The following is a 17,990-nucleotide window of genomic DNA, read 5'->3' as shown; positions in this document are numbered from 1 at the left end:
GTCCTCCTCCACGGCCTGGAGGCCCGGCGCGGCTTCCACAGGTCGGCGCGGGCCCGGCGCGGGGCTCGGTCCACGAGCGGACCCGACGGGTGCTGCGCTGACCGAGGTGGCTAGACGCCGACCTCCTGGTAGGCGGTGAAGAGCAGGTGGTCCTCGGGGCCCTCGAGCACGACGGGCTTACCGACGCCGTCCAGGATGATGAACCGCAGCATGCCGGCACGGGCCTTCTTGTCGCGCCGCATGGTGGCGAGGAGCCCCTGCCACCGCCCGACGCCGTACGAGGTCGGCAGGTCGAGCGACTCGAGGATCGCCCGGTGCCGGTCGACCGTGGCGTCGTCCAGGTGCCCGGTGAGTCGGGCGAGCTCGGCGGCGAACACCATGCCGACCGACACCGCTGCCCCGTGGCGCCACTGGTACCGCTCGGCGTGTTCGATCGCGTGCCCGAGGGTGTGCCCGTAGTTCAGGATCTCGCGTCGGCCCTGCTCGGTGAAGTCGTCCGAGACGACCTCGGCCTTGAGCGCGATGGCGAGCTCGACGACCCGGCGGAACTCCGGCGTCGTCGGATCGGTCACCCGGTCGACATCGGCCTCGACGATGTCCAGGATCTCCGGCACGGCGATGAACCCGGCCTTCACGATCTCGGCGAATCCGGTCAGGATCTCGTTGCGCGGCAGCGTGCGGGCGAGGTCGAGGTCGACGACGACGGCGCGGGGGGCGGAGAACGCGCCGACCAGGTTCTTGCCCTCGTTCGTGTTGATGCCCGTCTTGCCGCCGACGCTGGCGTCCACCATGCCGAGCACGCTCGTCGGGACCGCCACGTACGGCACACCACGCAGCCAGGTCGCGGCGACGAAGCCCGCCAGGTCGGTGACGGCACCGCCACCGAGGCCGATGACCGCGTCGGTGCGGGTGAAGTCGGCCTGCCCCATGATCTGCCAGCAGAACGCCGCGACCTCGACGCGCTTGGCGCCCTCGGCGTCGGGGACCTCGGCGATCAGGGCTTCGAGCCCGGCCTCGACCAGGAGCGCGCGGAGCTCGTTCGCCCGGGCACCGAGCGTCGGCGAGTGCACGATGAGGACCTTGGCGACACGCGGGCCCAGGATCGCGGGCAGGGCGCCGAGCAGGTCCGTGCCGACGGCCACCGTGTAGCCGTCGTCACCGCCGACCCGGATCTCGGTGGTCCCGGCGGGCAGGGTCGACTCGGTCACGGTGCTCCTTCGGTGCTGGTGGTGCTGCTGGTCGTGCTGCCGGGCGCGGCGGTGGTGCTGCTGGTCGTGCTGCCGGGCGCGGCGGTGGTGCCGCTGCGCTCGGTGGTGCCGGCGTTGCCGCGCTCGCTGGTGCCGGCGTCGCTGCGCAGCCACGTGACGACCTCGTCGACCACGCGGGACATCGGGCGGCGGGAGGTGTCGACCACGACGTGCGCGAGCTCGGCGTAGGTGGCGGCCCGCTCGTCCATGATCGTCTGCCAGGCGTCCATCCCGCCGTTCGCCAGCAGGGGGCGGTCGGACCCGGCGATGCGGTCGGCGACGGCCTCGGGCGAGACGGTGAGCAGGACGATGCGCGCCCCGCTCAGGGCCTGCCGGGTGTCCGCGTGGGTGACGGCTCCTCCGCCCACGGCGATCACGCCGCCGGTGGCCAGCGCTGCTCGGACCGCCTGGGCCTCGAGCGCGCGGAACGCCGGCTCGCCGCGATCGGCGAAGATCCCGGGGATCGGCCCGTGCTCGCGCACGATGACCCGGTCGGTGTCCGTGAACGGGACGCCGAGGGTCTTCGCCACCCGCTTGCCGACGCTCGACTTGCCGGCACCCATCGGGCCGATGACGACCACGGGCGCGTCGGCGCGTCGGACGTCGGTGCTCACAGGTCGGTCGAGGTCGCCGACGGTTCGGTCCGGCGCGTCCGCAGGGTCTCCGGGATCGCGGCGAGGTAGGCGTCGAGGTTGCGCTTCGTCTCGACGACGTTGTCGCCGCCGAACTTCTCGAGCACCGCGTCGGCGAGCACCAGGGCCACCATCGCCTCGGCGACGACACCCGCCGCGGGCACGGCGCAGACGTCCGAGCGCTGGTGGTGCGCGGAGGCGTCCTCTCCGGAGACGACGTCCACCGTGTGCAGGGCGTGCGGGATGGTCGCGATCGGCTTCATCCCGGCGCGGACGCGCAGCACCGTGCCCGTGGACATCCCGCCCTCGGTCCCACCGGCACGGTCGCTCGTGCGGTAGATCTCGCCGTCCTCGCGGTACAGCTCGTCGTGGGCGGCGGAGCCCCGGCGCCCGGCGGTCGCGAAGCCGTCACCGACCTCGACCCCCTTGATGGCCTGGATCCCCATGATCGCGGCGGCCAGGCGGGCATCGAGCCGGCGGTCCCAGTGCACGTGCGAGCCGAGGCCCGGCGGAACGCCGTAGAACAGCACCTCGACGACGCCCCCCAGGGTGTCTCCGTCCTTCTTCGCAGCCTCGACCTCGGTGACCATGCGTGCGGAGGTCTCGGCGTCGAAGCACCGCAGCTGGTCCTCGTCGAGGCGGTCCACGTCGTCGGGCAGCGGCAGGTCCGTGCCGTCGGGGACCCGGACGGTGCCGACCTGCAGCGTGTGCGCCACCGAGCGGATGCCGAGTTCGGCCAGGAACGACTTCGCGACGGCACCGAGCGCCACGCGTGCGGCGGTCTCGCGGGCGCTCGCACGCTCCAGGATCGGGCGCGCTTCGTCGAAGCCGTACTTCTGCATGCCGACCAGGTCGGCGTGACCCGGACGCGGCCGGGTGAGCGGCGCGCTCCGCCCGCGGGACATCTCGGTGGACTCGATTGGCTCGGGGCTCATGACCTCGACCCACTTCGGCCACTCGGTGTTGCCGATGCGGATCGCGATGGGGCTGCCGAGCGAGTACCCGTGCCGGACACCGCCGGACACGTGCAGCTCGTCCTGCTCGAACTTCATCCGCGAGCCTCGCCCGTAGCCGAGCTTACGGCGCGCGAGATCGGCACGGATGGACTCGAACGACACCGGGACACCCGCGGGCAGGCCCTCGAGCATGGCGATCAGTTCGGGTCCGTGGGACTCACCAGCAGTCAACCAACGAAGCATGCCGCAATCCTCCCACAGCGTTCATCCGTGCGACGTCGCCGACTACTGGTAGTCGGGATGTGCCCGCAGCCAGGCCTGGAACTGCTCGACCGCCACCAGGTGCTGGTCGTAGGTGTCCGAGAAGACCGTCTCGCCCGACTCGAGGTCGACCGTCACGAAGTACAGCCACTTGCCCGGGGCCTCGTTCGTCACGGCATTGATCGCGATGTCCCCGGGGTTCGAGATCGGTGCCGGCGGCAGTCCCTCGTGCACGTACGTGTTGTACGCGTTCGACTCGTCGGCCCGTTCGGCGTCGGTCGTCGTCACGGTGTGCGTGTTGCCCGTGCCGTACGCGACGGTGGCGTCGGACTGCAGGCGCATGCCCTGATCGAGGCGGTTCTGGAACACCCGCGCGACCTTGGGGTAGTCGGCCGCGAGGCCGGCTTCCTTCTGCACCAGCGACGCGAAGACGATGGTGCGCTCCTGATCGGCCTCCTTGACGCCGGCGGCGGCCAGGTGCTCCTTCATGGTGTCGACCATCGACCCGAAGTACTGCTCGGCGGTCCAGCCCGGGTTGATCGGGTAGGTCGCGGGGAAGAGCCAGCCCTCGAGCGTCGTGACGCCGGACGGCAGGTCGTAGGCCGACAGGTCCTTCGCGGCCGCGTCGACCTGCTTCTCGGTCAGGCCGGCCTTCGAGACCATCCCGGCCTTGATGTCGGCGAGTGCCGTGCCCTCCGGGATGATGATCGAGGCCTGGACGCGGTTGTCCTTGTCCTGCAGGGCCGCCAGCGCCGACTTCGAGCTCATCTGCTTCTTCAGCGCGTACGAACCGGGCTGGAACTGCACGTCCGGCGAGGCCAGCAGGAGCTTGTAGAACACCTTCGAGTCCTTGACGACGCCGCTGCGCTGCAGCGTCGCGGCGACGTTCTCGCCGATGTCGCCCTGCTTGATCGTGATGGTCACCTTCGAGGTGCCGTTGCCCGTGTAGTCGTCGGGCTCCTGCGCGCCGCTGATTGCCGCGATGAGCTGCTGGATCTTGGGTGCGGCGAACGTGTACGCCCCGACGCCGGCGGCGAGCACCACCGCGACGATGACGAGTCCAGCGACGAGCGGTCCGCGTCGGCGCTTCGGCCGTGGCTCCCGGGGCGGCCTGGAGGCGCGTCCTCCGCCGCCTCGTCCCCCGCGGCCGCCGCCTCCCGCGGCGCCACCGCCGCCGGTCACGTCACCGTCGTCCGTCCCGTCGGCCCCGGATCCGCCGCCCGCGGCGGTCCCCGCGGGCTCGGTCGGCAGCTCGCCGGTCAGCAGTGCGGCGACCTCGGGGTGCAGGTCTTCGGGACGGGTGGCGATCGGCGCGTCGGCGGGGGACGCCGGGCGTTCGTCGCGTGCGGCTGCCGGGGCGTCGGTGGCCCGTTCGGGGACCGGCGGCTCGTCGGTCGCTGCGACGCGGGCTCGTTCGGCCTCGAGGGCGCGGGCTGCGCGTCGGGACATCGGAGGCGCCGGCGGTGGGGTCACCTGACCAGCGTCGTCGCGGTCATCGGTACCTGTCGTGCGGTCGGAAGTCGCCTTCCGCCGCTCGGCGTCGTTGCCGGGCGCGATGATCGCGTTCCAGTCCAGATCGTCTGCCAACGTCCTCGGTCTCTCGGTCGGGAACTCCACCTGGGCACCGTCGTCCTCGCAGCTGACGACGAGAGCACCCATGCGCGGTACCGGGCAGCCCTGTCAGGGAAGCGTGGTGCCCGGAGGGGCACCGGCACTGCGCTCGTGGTCGAGCGCGTGTTGCAGAATGATAACAGCGGCTGCTTGGTCGATCACGGCCCGGGACTTCTTCGTGTTCTTGCCGGCCTGGTGCAGCCCCCGCTGGGCGGTCACGGTCGACAGTCGTTCGTCGACCAGGCGCACCGGCCGACGCGCCGCGATCCGGGCCGCGAACACGCGGGCGTCCTCGGTCGAAGCGGTGTCCCCACCGGACATCGACAGGGGCAGCCCGACGACGACCTCGAGCACGTCGTACTCGTCCGCGAGCTCGAGGATGCGCCGGAGGTCCTTCGAGTCGTCGCGACGGACAGTCTCGACCGGCGTCGCCAGCAGGCCGTCGCGGTCGCACACGGCGACCCCGATCCGAGCGCGTCCGACGTCCACGCCGAGGCGACGCCCGGACCGGATGCCCACGGTCAGCCCGCGAGCCGTGCGGTCACGGCACGCAGCGCCGCCGGGAGCGCGGCCGCGTCGGTCCCGCCGCCCTGCGCCAGGTCCGGCTTGCCGCCGCCACCGCCACCGAGCACGCCGGCGGCCTCCTTCGCGAGGGGGCCCGCCTGCACGCCCGCAGCACGAGCGGCGTCGTTGGTCGCGACGATCACGATCGGCTTGCCACCGACGACCGCCCCGAGCACGACGACGGCCGCGCCGTCACCGAGCTGGCCCCGCACGCCGGTGGCGAGCGAGCGCAGGTCGTCGCCGGACTGCAGCCCGTCGACCGTCTCGGCGACCACGGTGGTGGCACCGACGGTCGTGGCGTTCCGGGCGATGGCCGGCACGCGCTGCTGCAGGTTGGCCGACTCGTACTCGGCGAGCTTCTTCTGGGCGGACCGGAGGTCCTCCATCAGGTTCTGGACGCGGGCCGGCAGGTCGGCACGGGGTGCCTTGAGCGCGCTGGAGAGCTGCGAAACGATCGTGCGCTCGACGGCGAGGTCGCGGAACCCCTCGAGCCCGACCAGTGCCTCGACGCGGCGGTTCGTCGAACCGACGCTCGACTCCCCCACCAGGTTGACGAGCCCGATCTGCGCGCTCGACGCGACGTGCGTGCCACCGCAGAGCTCGCGGGACCACGGGCCGCCGATGTCGACCATGCGGACCTCGGCGCCGTACTTCTCACCGAACAGGGCCTGCGCCCCGAGGGCCTTCGCCTCGTCGATGGGCAGGATGCGCGTGGAGACCTCGAGGTCGGTGCGGATCGCGGTGTTCACGACCTCTTCGATCTCGGAACGCGTCTCGAGCGAGACCGGCTGCGACCACGAGAAGTCGAGGCGCATGTAGCCGGACTTGTTGTACGAACCGGCCTGCAGCGCCTCCGGCCCGAGGATGTCGCGGAGCGCCGCGTTCACCAGGTGCGTGGCGGAGTGCGCCTGGGTCGCGCCGCGGCGGTACTCCGCGTCGACGACGGTGCTCGCGGCGTCACCGACGCCGACCTCGCCGGAGCGGACCTGGACGGTGTGGCTCCACAGCCCGGAGACCGGTCGCTGGACGTCGAGGACCTCGAGGTCGAACCCGTTGCCGACGATCGATCCCTGGTCGGCGTCCTGGCCGCCCGACTCGGCGTACAGCGAGGTCTCGCCGAGGATCACCTCCGCGATGTCACCAGCGACCGCGCGGTCGACGCTCACACCGCCGACGATGATGCCGAGCACGCGCGTCTCGGCCTCGAGCGCGTCGTAGCCGAGGAACGTCGTCTCGCCCTTGGCCCGGAACGCGCTGTACACGCTCAGGTCGGCGATCGCGGTCTTCTTGCTCTTCGCGTCGGCCTTCGCCCGGGCACGCTGCTCGGACATGAGGGTCTCGAACGCCGTGCGGTCGACGTGGACGCCGGCTTCCTCGGCCATCTCCATCGTCAGGTCGATGGGGAACCCGAAGGTGTCGTGCAGCAGGAAGGCCGTGTCGCCGCCGATCGACGGGGCGCCGTCCTGCTTCGCACGCTCGACGGCGACGTCGAGGATGGTCGTGCCCTGCGCCAGGGTGCGGAGGAAGGTCTCCTCTTCCGCGTAGGCGATGCGGGAGATCCGGTCGTAGTCGGACGCCACCTCGGGGTAGGCGTCGCGCATGGCGTCGCGGGACGCCGGGAAGAGCTCGGGGAACGTGGGGGCCTCGACACCGAGCAGGCGCATCGCGCGGACGGTGCGACGGAGCAGCCGACGGAGGATGTACCCGCGGCCCTCGTTCGACGGGCTCACGCCGTCGGCGATGAGCATCAGCGAGGAACGGACGTGGTCGGCGATGACGCGCATCCGCACGTCGTCCTCGTGCACGGCGCCGTAGGGCCGGCCGGAGATCTCGGCCGCACGGTCGAGCACCGGGCGCACCTGGTCGATCTCGTACATGTTGTCGACGCCCTGCTTGATGAAGGCGACGCGCTCGAGCCCCATGCCGGTGTCGATGTTCTTGTTCGGCAGCTCGCCCGTGATCTCGAAGTCGTACTTCGACCGCACGTCGGCGATCTGGTACTGCATGAAGACGAGGTTCCAGATCTCGACGTACCGGTCGTCGTCCGTCGCCGGGCCGCCGTCGATGCCGTACTCGGGGCCACGGTCGAAGAAGATCTCCGAGCAGGGACCCGCCGGTCCGGGCTGTCCGGTCGACCAGTAGTTGGTGTCCTTGCCGAGACGCTGGATCCGCTCGTCGGGCAGCGAGGAGTGCTGCTTCCAGAAGCCGATCGCCTCGTCGTCCTCTTCGTAGACGGTGACCCAGAGGTCGTCGGGCGAGAAGCCGAGCCCACCGTCGGTCTCCGGCTTGGTCAGGAACTCCCAGGCGAACTGGATCGCCTGCTCCTTGAAGTAGTCGCCGAACGAGAAGTTCCCGTTCATCTGGAAGAACGTGCCGTGGCGAGGGGTCTTGCCGACCTCTTCGATGTCGTTCGTGCGGATGCACTTCTGCACGCTCGTCGCCCGCGGGAACGGTGCCGGGATGAGACCGGTCAGGTACGGGATGAACGGCACCATGCCGGCGACCGTGAAGAGGAGCGACGGGTCGTCGGAGACGAGGGACGCGGACGGGACGACGGTGTGGCCGCGGTCACCGAAGTACTGGAGCCAACGGCGGCGGATCTCTGCGGTCTGCATGGTGCTTCCTGGGTTCAGGTCGTGGGTGGAGGAGGGTCGTGGCTGCTCGGTCGGAGCGCTCAGACGTCGGTACGGAGCTCGGCCTCGCGCGACCGGTAGCCGTCCGCGACGGCACCCGTGAAGGCCTTCGTCCTGGCGTTCACCTCGGCGAAGAGCCGGGCGCCACCGGAGGTCTGGGCGACCCGGTGGGCGACGGCGAACCCGATGACGATGCCGACGGCGACGAAGAACAGCTGCTTCACGGTGCCTCTCCCTCTGTGCACCCGGGCGGTGCATGCCCGGACAAGCTTAGTCGCCGGGCACTTCCGCGCGTCCCCGTCTGCAACACGCCGTCGTGTCGGCAGGACGCCGCCGAAATCGGCGGCGTTTCGCGCAACCGGAGGCGCCTCGCCGAGACGACGGCGTCTCGCGGACCGAGCAGGGCAGGCCTGGAGGCGCACGAACGGCGCACCCCGCGCCTCCCCTCCGTCCCCGCTCGCGTCCACTGCCCCTCTCGAGACGCCGTCGTGTCGGCAGGACGCCGCCGAAATCGGCGGCGTCTCGCGCAACCGGAGGCGCCTCGCCGAGACGGCGGCGTGTTCCGGTGCCGGAACGCCGAACGGCGGGTCGCCCTCGAGAGGACGACCCGCCGTTCGGGTGTGATCAGTGGATCAGCGAGCTGCGTAGTACTCGACGACGAGCTGCACTTCACAGGTCACGGGGACCTCGGCGCGCTTCGGGCGACGCACGAGGCGGGCCTGGAGCTTCTCGATCTCGACCTCGAGGTAGCCCGGGACCTTCGGGAGGACTTCCAGGTGGCCACCGGCAGCGGCGACCTGGAAGGGCTCCATCGACTCGGACTTCGCCTTGACGTGGATCAGCTGACCCTCCTTGACGCGGAAGGAGGGGCGGTCGACGAGCTTGCCGTCGACCAGGATGTGGCGGTGCACGATCAGCTGACGGGCCTGCGCGGTGGTGCGGGCGAAGCCGGCACGGACCACGAGGGCGTCGAGGCGCTGCTCGAGGAGCTCGACCAGGTTCTCACCGGTCAGGCCCTTCGTCTTGCGGGCCTCTTCGAAGACGATGCGGAGCTGCTTCTCGCGGATGCCGTACTGGGCGCGCAGACGCTGCTTCTCACGGAGGCGGACGGCGTAGTCGCTGTCCGCACGACGGCGCGTACGGCCGTGCTCACCGGGCCCGTAGGGGCGCTTCTCGAGGTAACGGGCAGCCTTCGGCGTCAGCGGGATGCCGAGTGCGCGCGACAGGCGGGTCTTGCTGCGGGTACGTGACTTGGTAGACACAGGGTCCTTTTCTCTGTTCGAACTGAATACTCACCGGAGGCCGGGCACGCGAGTGCCGGTGGCCCCGACGACGGGATCCAGAGGGATGAGCCTGTGGGATCGGACGGCTACAGTCCGAACCTCTGCCCCCGTACCACCGGAGTGGCACTCTGTCCTCGACGCAGCCGTGCTCGAGGACCAGGACGTAGGCCCGGCAATGCTAGCAGCATCGGGGCGAGCGCAGAAGCACCGACACTAGTGCCCGCGTGTGATCTTCCGGAGTCGCTCGAGCCGCGGCCCGACCTCGCGCTCGTACCCGTTGGCGGTCGGCGTGTAGTACTCGGTGCCCTCGAGGGCGTCCGGCAGGTACTGCTGCTCGGCGACCCCGTGCTCGGCGTCGTGCGAGTAGACGTACCCCTTGCCGTGCCCGAGGCGCTTCGCCCCGGCGTAATGCGCGTCGCGCAGGTGCATCGGGACCGTGCCCATGCGCCCGGCCTTGACGTCGGCCATCGCCTGGTTGACCCCGTTGTAGGCGGCGTTCGACTTCGGCGCCGTCGCCAGGTAGACGACGGCCTCGGCCAACGGGATCCGCCCCTCGGGCATCCCGATGAGCTGCACGGCCTGGGCCGCGGCGACCGCGATGGGCAGCGCCTGCGGGTCGGCCATGCCGATGTCCTCGGACGCGGAGATGATGATCCGCCGCGCGATGAACCGGGAGTCCTCGCCGGCCTCGATCATCCGGGCGAGGTAGTGCAGGGCGGCGTCGACGTCGCTCCCCCGCACGGACTTGATGAAGGCGCTGATGACGTCGTAGTGCTCGTCGCCCTGTCGGTCGTAACGCAGCAGGGCGCGGTCGACCGCTGCCGCCACGGTGTCGGCATCGACGACGGGCACGGTCTCGTCGTCCTCGTCCTGCGCGGCGGTGGCCGACGCCGCCGCGGCCTCGAGCGCGGTGAGGGCACGTCGGGCGTCACCGGAGGCGAGCCGGATGATCGCGCTGCGGGCTTCGTCACCGAGGACGACGGCACCGCCGAGCCCGCGGGGGTCCTCCACCGCGCGGTCGACGAGCATGCCGAGGTCGGGATCGGTGAGCGGTTTGAGCGTCAGGAGCAGCGAGCGGGACAGGAGCGGCGAGATGACCGAGAACGACGGGTTCTCGGTGGTGGCGGCGATCAGGATGACCCACCCGTTCTCGACGCCGGGCAGCAGGGCGTCCTGCTGGGCCTTGCTGAACCGGTGGATCTCGTCCAGGAACAGCACCGTGGTCGACCCGTACAGGTCACGGTGGGTCAGCGCCTTCTCCATGACCTCGCGCACGTCCTTCACGCCGGCGGTCACGGCCGAGAGCTCGACGAACTCGCGACCGGACTGCCGTGCGATGGCCTGCGCCAGCGTGGTCTTGCCGGTGCCGGGCGGCCCCCACAGGATCACGGAGACCCCGCCGGGGTTCTCACGCGTGCCGGTGGCGAGCTGCACCAGGGGCGACCCCCGGCCGAGCAGGTGCTGCTGACCGGCGACCTCGTCGAGGCTGGTGGGGCGCATCCGGACGGCGAGCGGGACGGAACCCTGCGCGAGACCGGCGCGACCACCCGTGGTGGGCGCGTGCATTCCCGAACGATCCGCTGCCATCCTGCAATCGTAGGCCGGTCCACCGACGCAGGCCGCGCCTCCCTGCTGGTGACGGCGACCGTTCGGCTACGCTCGTTGCACACTGCGACGAGAGGGCAGACCAGCACCGTGGCACCGAAGAACCCAGCGCGTGACAACCGTGAGGCGCGCGAGCGCCTCCGCCTCTACCAAGCCCGCCAGGGCCTCCACGAGCGGCAGCGACGCCGCCGCGTGCGGGACAACCTGATCGGCGCCGGTGCCCTCGTCCTCGTCGCGGCCCTCGCCACCGGGTCGCAGCTCGCCTTCGCAGGATCGCGGGGGTCGGACACCGCGGCCCCGAGCGCCTCCGCGTCGTCGACGGCCACGCCGTCGGCCAGCGCCACGGCCGGCAACACCGGCGACGTGCCGAGCAAGTCGATCGCGAAGGGCGCGACCTGGACCGGCAGCCTCACGCTCAACAAGAGCATCGACCTCGGCATCGAGCTGGACGGCGCGAAGGCACCGCAGGCCGCAAGTGCCGAGATCTCGTTGATCCGTGAGCAGTTCTACAACGGCACCACCTGCCACCGGCTCGCCGACAGCGACGGGCTGAAGTTCCTGCAGTGCGGCTCCGCGAACGGCGACGGCACCGGCGACGCCGGCTTCGAGTACGGCCCGCTCGAGAACGTCCCGGAGGACGGCGTCTACGAGAAGGGCACCATCGCGATCGCGCGGTCGGACTCCCCGTACTCGCAGTCGACGCAGTTCTTCATCGTCTACGGGGACACCACGCTCGACGGCTCCACGGGCGGCTACACGGTCGTCGGCAAGGTCACGAGCGGGCTGTCCGAGCTCGAGTCGAAGATCGCCGCGAAGGGCATCGCGTCGCCCGGCAGCGACGGCACCGGCGAGCCGAAGGTGGCGACGAAGATCACCGACGCGACCATCGCGGAGCAGAAGTAGTCCACAACCCGTCGCACCGGTCGGGCGGCGGAGCCCGTCCGTGCAATAGGCTGACGACCTGACCGTGCCGACGGTGACGTCGGCGATGCACGACCACGATCGAGGCGAGACCTGTGGGATCTGACGAAGCAACGACCTGGGGGCGGGTCGACGAGAACGGGACCGTGTACGTCCGGTACGAAGAGACCGAACGTGCTGTCGGTGAGTACCCGGACGCCACCCCCGAAGAAGCCCTCGCCTACTTCGCGCGGAAGTACGCCGACCTCGAGGGGCAGGTGAAGATCGCCGAGCAGCGCGTCCAGCGCGGTGCGTCGGCGAACGACGTCGCCCGGACGGTCGAGCACCTGACGGCCCTGGTCGCCGACGCGCGGGTGGTGGGTGACATCAAGTCGCTCGAGACCCGTGTGGGCGTCCTCGCCGAGCATCTCGGCTCGCTCACCAAGGAGCAGGCGGAGCAGGCGCAGCAGGCCCTGCAGGACGCCCTGGCGCACCGCACCGCCCTGGTGGAGGAAGCCGAGGCACTCGCCGCGGTGGACCCCGCACGCGCGCAGTGGAAGCAGATCACGGCGCAGCTCGACGACGTGTTCGCGCGCTGGCAGCAGCACCAGCACGACGGGCCGCGGATCCCCAAGAACGAGGCGAACGACCTGTGGAAGCGGTTCCGCGCAGCGCGGTCCACCGTCGACCAGCACCGTCGTGCCTTCTACTCCGAGCTCGACGCACAGCACCGTGACGCCCGGACCCGCAAGCAGGAGCTCGTGGCGCAGGCCGAGGCCCTCGCGCCCCGCGGTTCCGACGCGATCCCGGACTACCGCCAGCTGCTCGACGACTGGAAGAACGCCGGGCGCGCCGGCAAGCGCCACGACGACGCACTCTGGGCGCGCTTCAAGGCCGCCGGAGACGTGCTGTTCGAGCAGCGCCACGCCGAGAGCGCAGCCGAGAACGAAGAGTTCTCCGCCAACCTCGAGGCGAAGCAGGCCCTGCTGACCGAGGCCGAGCCGCTCCTGCAGGCGACCGACCGGGTCGCAGCGCGCAAGACCCTCACCGGCATCCAGCGCCGGTGGGACGAGATCGGCAAGGTCCCCCGCGGTGACGTCCGTCGGGTCGAGGACCGCCTGCGTGCCGTCGAGGACCACGTCCGTGGGCTCGAGGACGCGCACTGGAAGGAATCGAACCCGGAGCGCAAGGCCCGTCAGAACGGTCTCGCGAGCCAGCTGGAAGACGCGATCGGCAAGCTCCAGTCCGAGCTCGCCGCGGCGCAGGCCACCGGCGACGCCCGGAAGATCAAGGACGCGCAGGAAGCCCTCGACGCCCGCAAGATCTGGCTCGACGCCCTGGGCGGCTGAGCCTCGCACCACGAACGACGCCCCCGTGACCGATCGGTCACGGGGGCGTCGTCGTACGGGGAACCAGCAGGCGAGCCGGACCAGCGTGCTGGCCGAGTCAGCGTGCTCGGCAGGTCAGACCGGCGCGGGCAGTCCGAGCAGCAGCCGGATGTCGAGGTCGTCCTGTCGCATCTGCGTGGCGAGCTCGTCCATCGACGAGAACTTCACCATGCCGCGCACGTACGACACGAAGAGCACCGAGATCCGATCGCCGTACAGGTCGATGTCGACGTCGAGCAGGTGCGCCTCGATCTGCTTCGCCGGCACGCCCTCGAACGTCGGGTTGTTGCCGACCGACACGGCCGCGGGGTAGACGGTGCCCTCGTGCAGCACCCGGGCGGCGTAGACGCCGTCGGCGGGGACGAAGCCCTCGCACGCCGGGTCGAGGTTCGCGGTGGGGTACCCCATCGCCCGGCCGCGTTGGTTGCCGTGCACCACGACGCTCCGCACGGCGTGCTCCCGCCCGAGGAGTCGTGCGGCCTCGGCCACCCGGCCCTGGCCCAGGAGCTCCCGGATCCAGGTGGAGGAGACCCGGCGCTCACCGTCGGGTCGGACGTCGTCGATCAGGTCGACGTCGTCGATGAGTTCGACCGTGAAACCGTGCTGCTCCCCCAGGGCACGCAGCAGTGCGACGTCCCCGGCGCCCTTCGCTCCGAAGCGGAAGTCGCTGCCGACGAAGACGAGCCGGGCGTGCAGGGTGTCGACGAGGATCTCGGACACGAACGCCTCGGGCGACTTCGACTGCAGTTCCTGGTCGAAGCGGAGCAGCAGGGTGGCGTCGACGCCGGCGTCCTCGAGCAGTTCGCGGCGCTGCGCGGTGCTGGTCAGGGCCGGCGGAACGTGCGGCGGGTCGATGACGTTGAGCGGGTGGCGGTCGAACGTGACCACGGTGGCCACGAGGTCGTGCTCGCGGGCGGCACGCTCGAGGTGTGCGATGACGGCTCGGTGCCCGACGTGCACGCCGTCGAACTTGCCGATGGTGACGGCGCTCGGGCCGAACCCGTCCGCCACGTCGGCGGTGTCCTCGTAGAACTGCACGGTGGCTCCTACTCGCTCGCCGGGGCGGTGGACGAGGACGCAGCCGGTGCCGACGGCTCGGTGACCGCGGTGCGGTGGTGCTTGCGGAGCCACCAGAGCCCGGCGATCGGCAGCACGAGCGGCGCGAAGGCGTAGCCCAAGCCGTAGTACGACCAGATGGTGTCGTCGGGGAACAGCTGGCGGTCGAACAGCGACAGGGTGCCGATGACGAGCACGCCGGTCATCTCGAACACGATCGTGACGCAGGCGACCCGGTACCAGAACCGGCCGGGCACGATGAGGGCGATCATCGCGACGATGTAGACGACGGCAGCGACGGCGCTGAGTGTGTACGCGAACGGTGCGAACGAGAACTTCTCGATGATCTGCACGACGCTGCGTCCGGTCGCCGCCAGCGCGAGGATGCCGTACACGGCGATGAGGACGCGGCCGATGCCGGTCGCGAGTGAGGATCTGGTCGCCATTGCACCGATTCTACCGACGCACGGCTGCGCGCATGACCTCCGGCGTCAGTTCAGCGCGAACCAGATCTGGTACATCCGGTAGACCATCACCGCGACGGTGAAGGCCCCGGCGCCGAGCACCACGGTGCTCCACTTCGTGCGGTCGATCAGTGCCCACACGACCGCGGCCGGTGGGACGAGCAGCACCGACACGGCGTACACCCCGAACTCGAGCGCGTTGCCGTCGGGCGGACTCCCCGTCGCCGGCAGCACGATCGAGATGACGCCCTGCACCAGGAGCAGCAGTTCGATGAGCACGAGGGCGCCGACGGTGTAGTCGTTCGGCTTCCAGCCGATGAACCCCACGACGACCGCGAAGAGCCCCACCACCACCGCGAGCACCAGCTGCACCCACATGTACCACTCGATCACGCGCGCGTACCCGTCTGCGAGGAGGACGACGCACCGGGCGTCGGGAAGTTCGTGATGACCCGGAGCAGTCCACGGCGGACGGAGACGAGGCCGACCAGCCGGTCGTCGGACGCGGTGACCGCTGCCACCGGACCGTCCGAGTCGGGGTGCTCGGCCGCCACGCGCTTGCCGTCGGTGAGGTCCTTCGCCGATGCAGCGTCGAGGGTGACGGACGAGAAGAGTCGCCGGGCGATGTCCGCCGGACGCGCGAGCGCGGCGCGGACGTCGACGGTGTCGTCCTCGAGGTCGATCGCGTCCTGCACGTCGAACGGTCCGACGCGGGTCCGCCGGAGCGCGACGAGATGCGCCCCGGTGCCGAGGGCTGCGCCGACGTCACGGGCGAGCGCACGGACGTAGGTGCCCGACGAGCAGGTCACGACGACGTCGAGGTCCACCACGGCGACGTCGCTGCCGTCGACGGCGACGGTCCGCTCGTTCCGGGCCGTGACGTCGAACTGCGAGACGGTCACGGTGCGGGACTTGAGCTCCACCGCCTCGCCCTTGCGCGCCAGGTCGTAGGCACGGCGCCCGTCGACCTTGATCGCGCTGACCGTGGACGGGACCTGGTCGATCACGCCCCGCTGTGCTGCGACGGCGGTCTCGACGGCGTCGTCCGAGACGTCGGCAGCGGCCACACCGACAGCAGCGGTCGGCGTGCCGTCGGCGTCGTCGGAGTCCGTCGACACGCCGAGCCGGATGGTGGCCGTGTAGGTCTTGTCGAGGCCCACCAGGTGCGTCAGCAACCGGGTGGACGGCCCGATGCCGAGCAGCAGCAGCCCGGTGGCCATGGGGTCGAGGGTGCCGGCGTGGCCGACCTTCTTCAGGCCGAGGCGCCGACGGGCGATGGAGACCACCCGGTGGCTGGAGATCCCCTGCGGTTTGTCGACGAGGAGGATGCCGTCCGGCGCGGTTTCGAGCACCAGGCGAGATTACCAGCGCCGGTCAGCAGGCGTCGTTCCACTCGCGACGGGGGTGCTCGGGATCGGTGACGTCGAGCACGGCGGAGGCCGCGGTCTTCACGTCGGCACGGCGCTCGAGCCGGCCGGACTCCTGCTCCACCCACAGCGACCAGCGCCACAGGGTGCGCACCCCGGGGGCCAGGACGCCCCGTCCGTGCACGATCAGGACACCGTCACCGGCTCCGGTCGTGCGGAAGGGCGTCACCAGGTCGGACCGGAGCGTGTCCTGGTCGGCGGACGGCGCGGCCGCCGCCATCGCGGAGACCCCGTGCTGCTCGAAACCGGTGACGAGCGCGGCCGCGACCCGTTCGAGGTCGGTGCCGTCCTGCCCGTCGACGCCGATGACGGTGCGGTTCGTGCCGACCTGCGCGATCGCCTCCGCAGCGATCGCAGCCATCGTGTCGGTCTCTTCGGGTGCCCAGCGTGCCATGTGTCCACCGTAGGCTGTCGAGGTGAACGCGAGTCGGGCCTCCAGGCAGGATGTGGACAACCCGACCACGCGACGCGGTGTGCAGGAGCCGGCCACGCCGGGAGGGCCCGACATCGCGACCCCGCTGATCGCGTGGTTCCGGCAGCAGGCGCGGGACCTGCCGTGGCGGCGCCCCGGCTTCCCCGCCTGGGGGACGCTCGTCAGTGAGATCATGCTGCAGCAGACGCAGGTCGCGCGCGTGGTCCCCCGTCTGGAGGCGTGGCTCACCCGGTGGCCGACGCCTCGCGACCTCGCGGACTCGCCCCCGTCCGAGGCGGTGCGCGCCTGGGACCGGCTCGGCTACCCGCGACGCGCGCTCGCGCTGCACGCGGCGGCGACCGCCATCGCGACCGACCACGGCAACGTCGTGCCGCGCGACGTCGACGCGCTGCTCGCGCTGCCGGGCATCGGCGACTACACCGCCCGCGCCGTCGCGGTCTTCGCGTACGGCGACCGGCACCCGGTCGTGGACGTCAACGTGCGCCGCGTGCTCGCCCGTGCGGTCCTCGGCCAGGGCGAACCCGGGCCGGCGAAGGCGAAGCAGGACCTCCCGCTGATGGAGTCCGTGCTGCCGGCGGACCGCGACGACGCAGCCGCCACGAACGCCGCGGTGATGGAGCTCGGCGCGCTCGTGTGTGTGTCCCGCTCCCCCGCGTGCGATGCGTGCCCGATCGCGGACCGCTGCGCGTGGCGTGCGGCCGGGTACCCGGAACACGACGGGCCGCGGGCTCCGCGGCAGGCGAAGTTCGCCGGCAGTGACCGCCAGGTGCGCGGCCTGATCATGGCCGAGCTGCGCGCCAGCGACGTGCCGGTCACCCGGTCCGAGATCGAACCGGTGTGGCCGGACGCCGACCAGCGCGACCGGGCGCTCGCGTCGCTCCTGCGTGACGGACTGGCCGTCGGTGACGACGCGAGCGGGTACCAGCTGCCCGGGGTCTAGGAACGCGCCGCGGCGGTGCCGTCGTCCTCGGCGTCGTCGTCGGTCTCGTCCTCGTCCTCGTCCTCGTCCCGCTTGTACGGGTCGGCGTCGCCGGCGTACGTCGCACCGACCGAGGCCGCACGGACCTGCTCGTCACGCACCTGGGCCTGTACGAGCAGGTCCTCCATGTGCGCCGAGGTCTCGGGCAGGGCGTCGGCGATGAACTCGAGCGACGGCGTGAGCCGAGCGGTGATGTTCTTGCCGACCTCGGACCGCAGCATGCCGGTCGCGGCCTTGAGCGCCGCGGCGGAGTCCGCGCGTTCCTCGTCGGTGCCGTAGACGGTGTAGAAGATCGACGCGTGCTGCAGGTCACCGGTCACACGGACGTCGGTGATCGTGACGAACCCGAGTCGCGGGTCCCGCAGACCCTTGTCGAGTCGACGTGCGACGACTTCCTTGATGCGGTCCGCCATCTTGCGTGCGCGCTGCGGATCGGCCATTGGGTGCCTCCTGAGGCAGTGGCGGGACGCTTCCCGCCGGTGGTCCTGCGTGGGAAAGGGGTCGGGCCCCGGCCTCCCGCGTGGGGAGGCCGGGGCCCAGAGGAGTCACGC

General features: G+C 71.2%; 18 protein-coding genes. 3 read left to right on the top strand and 15 right to left on the bottom strand.

From position 1 onward, the window contains the following. Positions 1 to 110 precede the first annotated feature (110 nt). From aroB to DEJ17_RS00285, 9 genes are all read right to left on the bottom strand, one after another. Positions 111 to 1,208 carry a 3-dehydroquinate synthase gene (aroB, locus tag DEJ17_RS00325; RefSeq protein WP_110864578.1) on the bottom strand — a complete coding sequence of 366 codons (1,098 nt, stop codon included), beginning with the start codon at positions 1,206 to 1,208 and terminating at the stop codon, positions 111 to 113. Further along, positions 1,205 to 1,861 (bottom strand): shikimate kinase, encoded by a 657-nt coding sequence (locus tag DEJ17_RS00320; protein ID WP_181420965.1) that lies wholly within the window; start codon positions 1,859 to 1,861, stop codon positions 1,205 to 1,207. Before DEJ17_RS00320 ends, aroB begins: the two co-directional genes overlap by 4 nt. Then, positions 1,858 to 3,078: a chorismate synthase gene (aroC, locus tag DEJ17_RS00315; protein WP_110891566.1), complete on the bottom strand. Its 1,221-nt coding sequence runs from the start codon at positions 3,076 to 3,078 to the stop codon at positions 1,858 to 1,860. The genes DEJ17_RS00320 and aroC overlap by 4 nt, the downstream gene beginning before the upstream one ends. Positions 3,079 to 3,120: 42 nt before the next feature. Beyond that, positions 3,121 to 4,545, bottom strand: a complete 1,425-nt coding sequence (mltG, locus tag DEJ17_RS00310) for an endolytic transglycosylase MltG (RefSeq protein ID WP_146239568.1) — start codon at positions 4,543 to 4,545, stop codon at positions 3,121 to 3,123. 231 nt (positions 4,546 to 4,776) lie between these two features. Further along, the gene (gene ruvX / locus DEJ17_RS00305; RefSeq protein WP_171907752.1) at positions 4,777 to 5,220 is read right to left on the bottom strand and encodes a Holliday junction resolvase RuvX; all 444 of its coding nucleotides are present in this window, start codon (positions 5,218 to 5,220) and stop codon (positions 4,777 to 4,779) included. 8 nt (positions 5,221 to 5,228) lie between these two features. Further along, on the bottom strand, positions 5,229 to 7,886 hold the full coding sequence (gene alaS / locus DEJ17_RS00300; protein WP_110858981.1) for an alanine--tRNA ligase: 2,658 nt from the start codon (positions 7,884 to 7,886) through the stop codon (positions 5,229 to 5,231). Positions 7,887 to 7,945: 59 nt separating this feature from the next. Next, positions 7,946 to 8,128 carry a hypothetical protein gene (locus DEJ17_RS00295; RefSeq protein WP_110891564.1) on the bottom strand — a complete coding sequence of 61 codons (183 nt, stop codon included), beginning with the start codon at positions 8,126 to 8,128 and terminating at the stop codon, positions 7,946 to 7,948. Between the two features lie 408 nt (positions 8,129 to 8,536). Continuing rightward, positions 8,537 to 9,166, bottom strand: coding sequence for a 30S ribosomal protein S4 (gene rpsD / locus DEJ17_RS00290; RefSeq protein ID WP_110891563.1), 630 nt, complete (start codon positions 9,164 to 9,166; stop codon positions 8,537 to 8,539). Positions 9,167 to 9,400: 234 nt separating this feature from the next. Then, positions 9,401 to 10,753, bottom strand: coding sequence for a replication-associated recombination protein A (locus DEJ17_RS00285; protein WP_110891562.1), 1,353 nt, complete (start codon positions 10,751 to 10,753; stop codon positions 9,401 to 9,403). Between the two features lie 129 nt (positions 10,754 to 10,882). Between DEJ17_RS00285 and DEJ17_RS00280 the strand changes: the two genes are divergently transcribed. Continuing rightward, positions 10,883 to 11,695 carry a peptidylprolyl isomerase gene (locus DEJ17_RS00280; protein ID WP_110891561.1) on the top strand — a complete coding sequence of 271 codons (813 nt, stop codon included), beginning with the start codon at positions 10,883 to 10,885 and terminating at the stop codon, positions 11,693 to 11,695. Positions 11,696 to 11,808: 113 nt separating this feature from the next. After that, positions 11,809 to 13,041 (top strand): DUF349 domain-containing protein, encoded by a 1,233-nt coding sequence (locus DEJ17_RS00275; RefSeq protein ID WP_110891560.1) that lies wholly within the window; start codon positions 11,809 to 11,811, stop codon positions 13,039 to 13,041. Positions 13,042 to 13,155: 114 nt separating this feature from the next. On the opposite strand, the gene DEJ17_RS00270 is transcribed toward DEJ17_RS00275, so the two are convergent. The 5 genes from DEJ17_RS00270 to DEJ17_RS00250 are packed head-to-tail and all read right to left on the bottom strand — an operon-like array spanning position 13,156 to position 16,421. Continuing rightward, on the bottom strand, positions 13,156 to 14,118 hold the full coding sequence (locus tag DEJ17_RS00270) for a bifunctional riboflavin kinase/FAD synthetase (protein ID WP_110891559.1): 963 nt from the start codon (positions 14,116 to 14,118) through the stop codon (positions 13,156 to 13,158). 8 nt (positions 14,119 to 14,126) lie between these two features. After that, entirely contained in the window at positions 14,127 to 14,582 is a 456-nt protein-coding gene (locus DEJ17_RS00265) for a hypothetical protein (protein ID WP_110891558.1), read from the bottom strand. Between the two features lie 45 nt (positions 14,583 to 14,627). After that, entirely contained in the window at positions 14,628 to 14,993 is a 366-nt protein-coding gene (locus tag DEJ17_RS00260; protein ID WP_071244774.1) for a hypothetical protein, read from the bottom strand. Then, on the bottom strand, positions 14,990 to 15,952 hold the full coding sequence (gene truB / locus DEJ17_RS00255; RefSeq protein WP_110891557.1) for a tRNA pseudouridine(55) synthase TruB: 963 nt from the start codon (positions 15,950 to 15,952) through the stop codon (positions 14,990 to 14,992). Before truB ends, DEJ17_RS00260 begins: the two co-directional genes overlap by 4 nt. Before the next feature lie 22 nt (positions 15,953 to 15,974). After that, entirely contained in the window at positions 15,975 to 16,421 is a 447-nt protein-coding gene (locus tag DEJ17_RS00250; protein ID WP_110891556.1) for a hypothetical protein, read from the bottom strand. Positions 16,422 to 16,500: 79 nt separating this feature from the next. On the opposite strand from DEJ17_RS00250, the gene DEJ17_RS00245 reads away from it, so the two are divergent. Further along, the gene (locus DEJ17_RS00245; protein WP_375342550.1) at positions 16,501 to 17,400 is read left to right on the top strand and encodes an A/G-specific adenine glycosylase; all 900 of its coding nucleotides are present in this window, start codon (positions 16,501 to 16,503) and stop codon (positions 17,398 to 17,400) included. Here DEJ17_RS00245 and rbfA read toward each other — a convergent pair. After that, positions 17,397 to 17,879, bottom strand: a complete 483-nt coding sequence (gene rbfA, locus DEJ17_RS00240) for a 30S ribosome-binding factor RbfA (protein ID WP_110891555.1) — start codon at positions 17,877 to 17,879, stop codon at positions 17,397 to 17,399. The two genes, DEJ17_RS00245 and rbfA, sit on opposite strands and share 4 nt — an antisense overlap. Between the last annotated feature and the right edge of the window lie 111 nt (positions 17,880 to 17,990).

Source organism: Curtobacterium sp. MCSS17_011, assembly GCF_003224275.1.
Classification (GTDB): domain Bacteria; phylum Actinomycetota; class Actinomycetes; order Actinomycetales; family Microbacteriaceae; genus Curtobacterium.
Note: the sequence above shows the minus strand (reverse complement) of the source record. Positions and strands in the feature narration are given on the sequence as shown.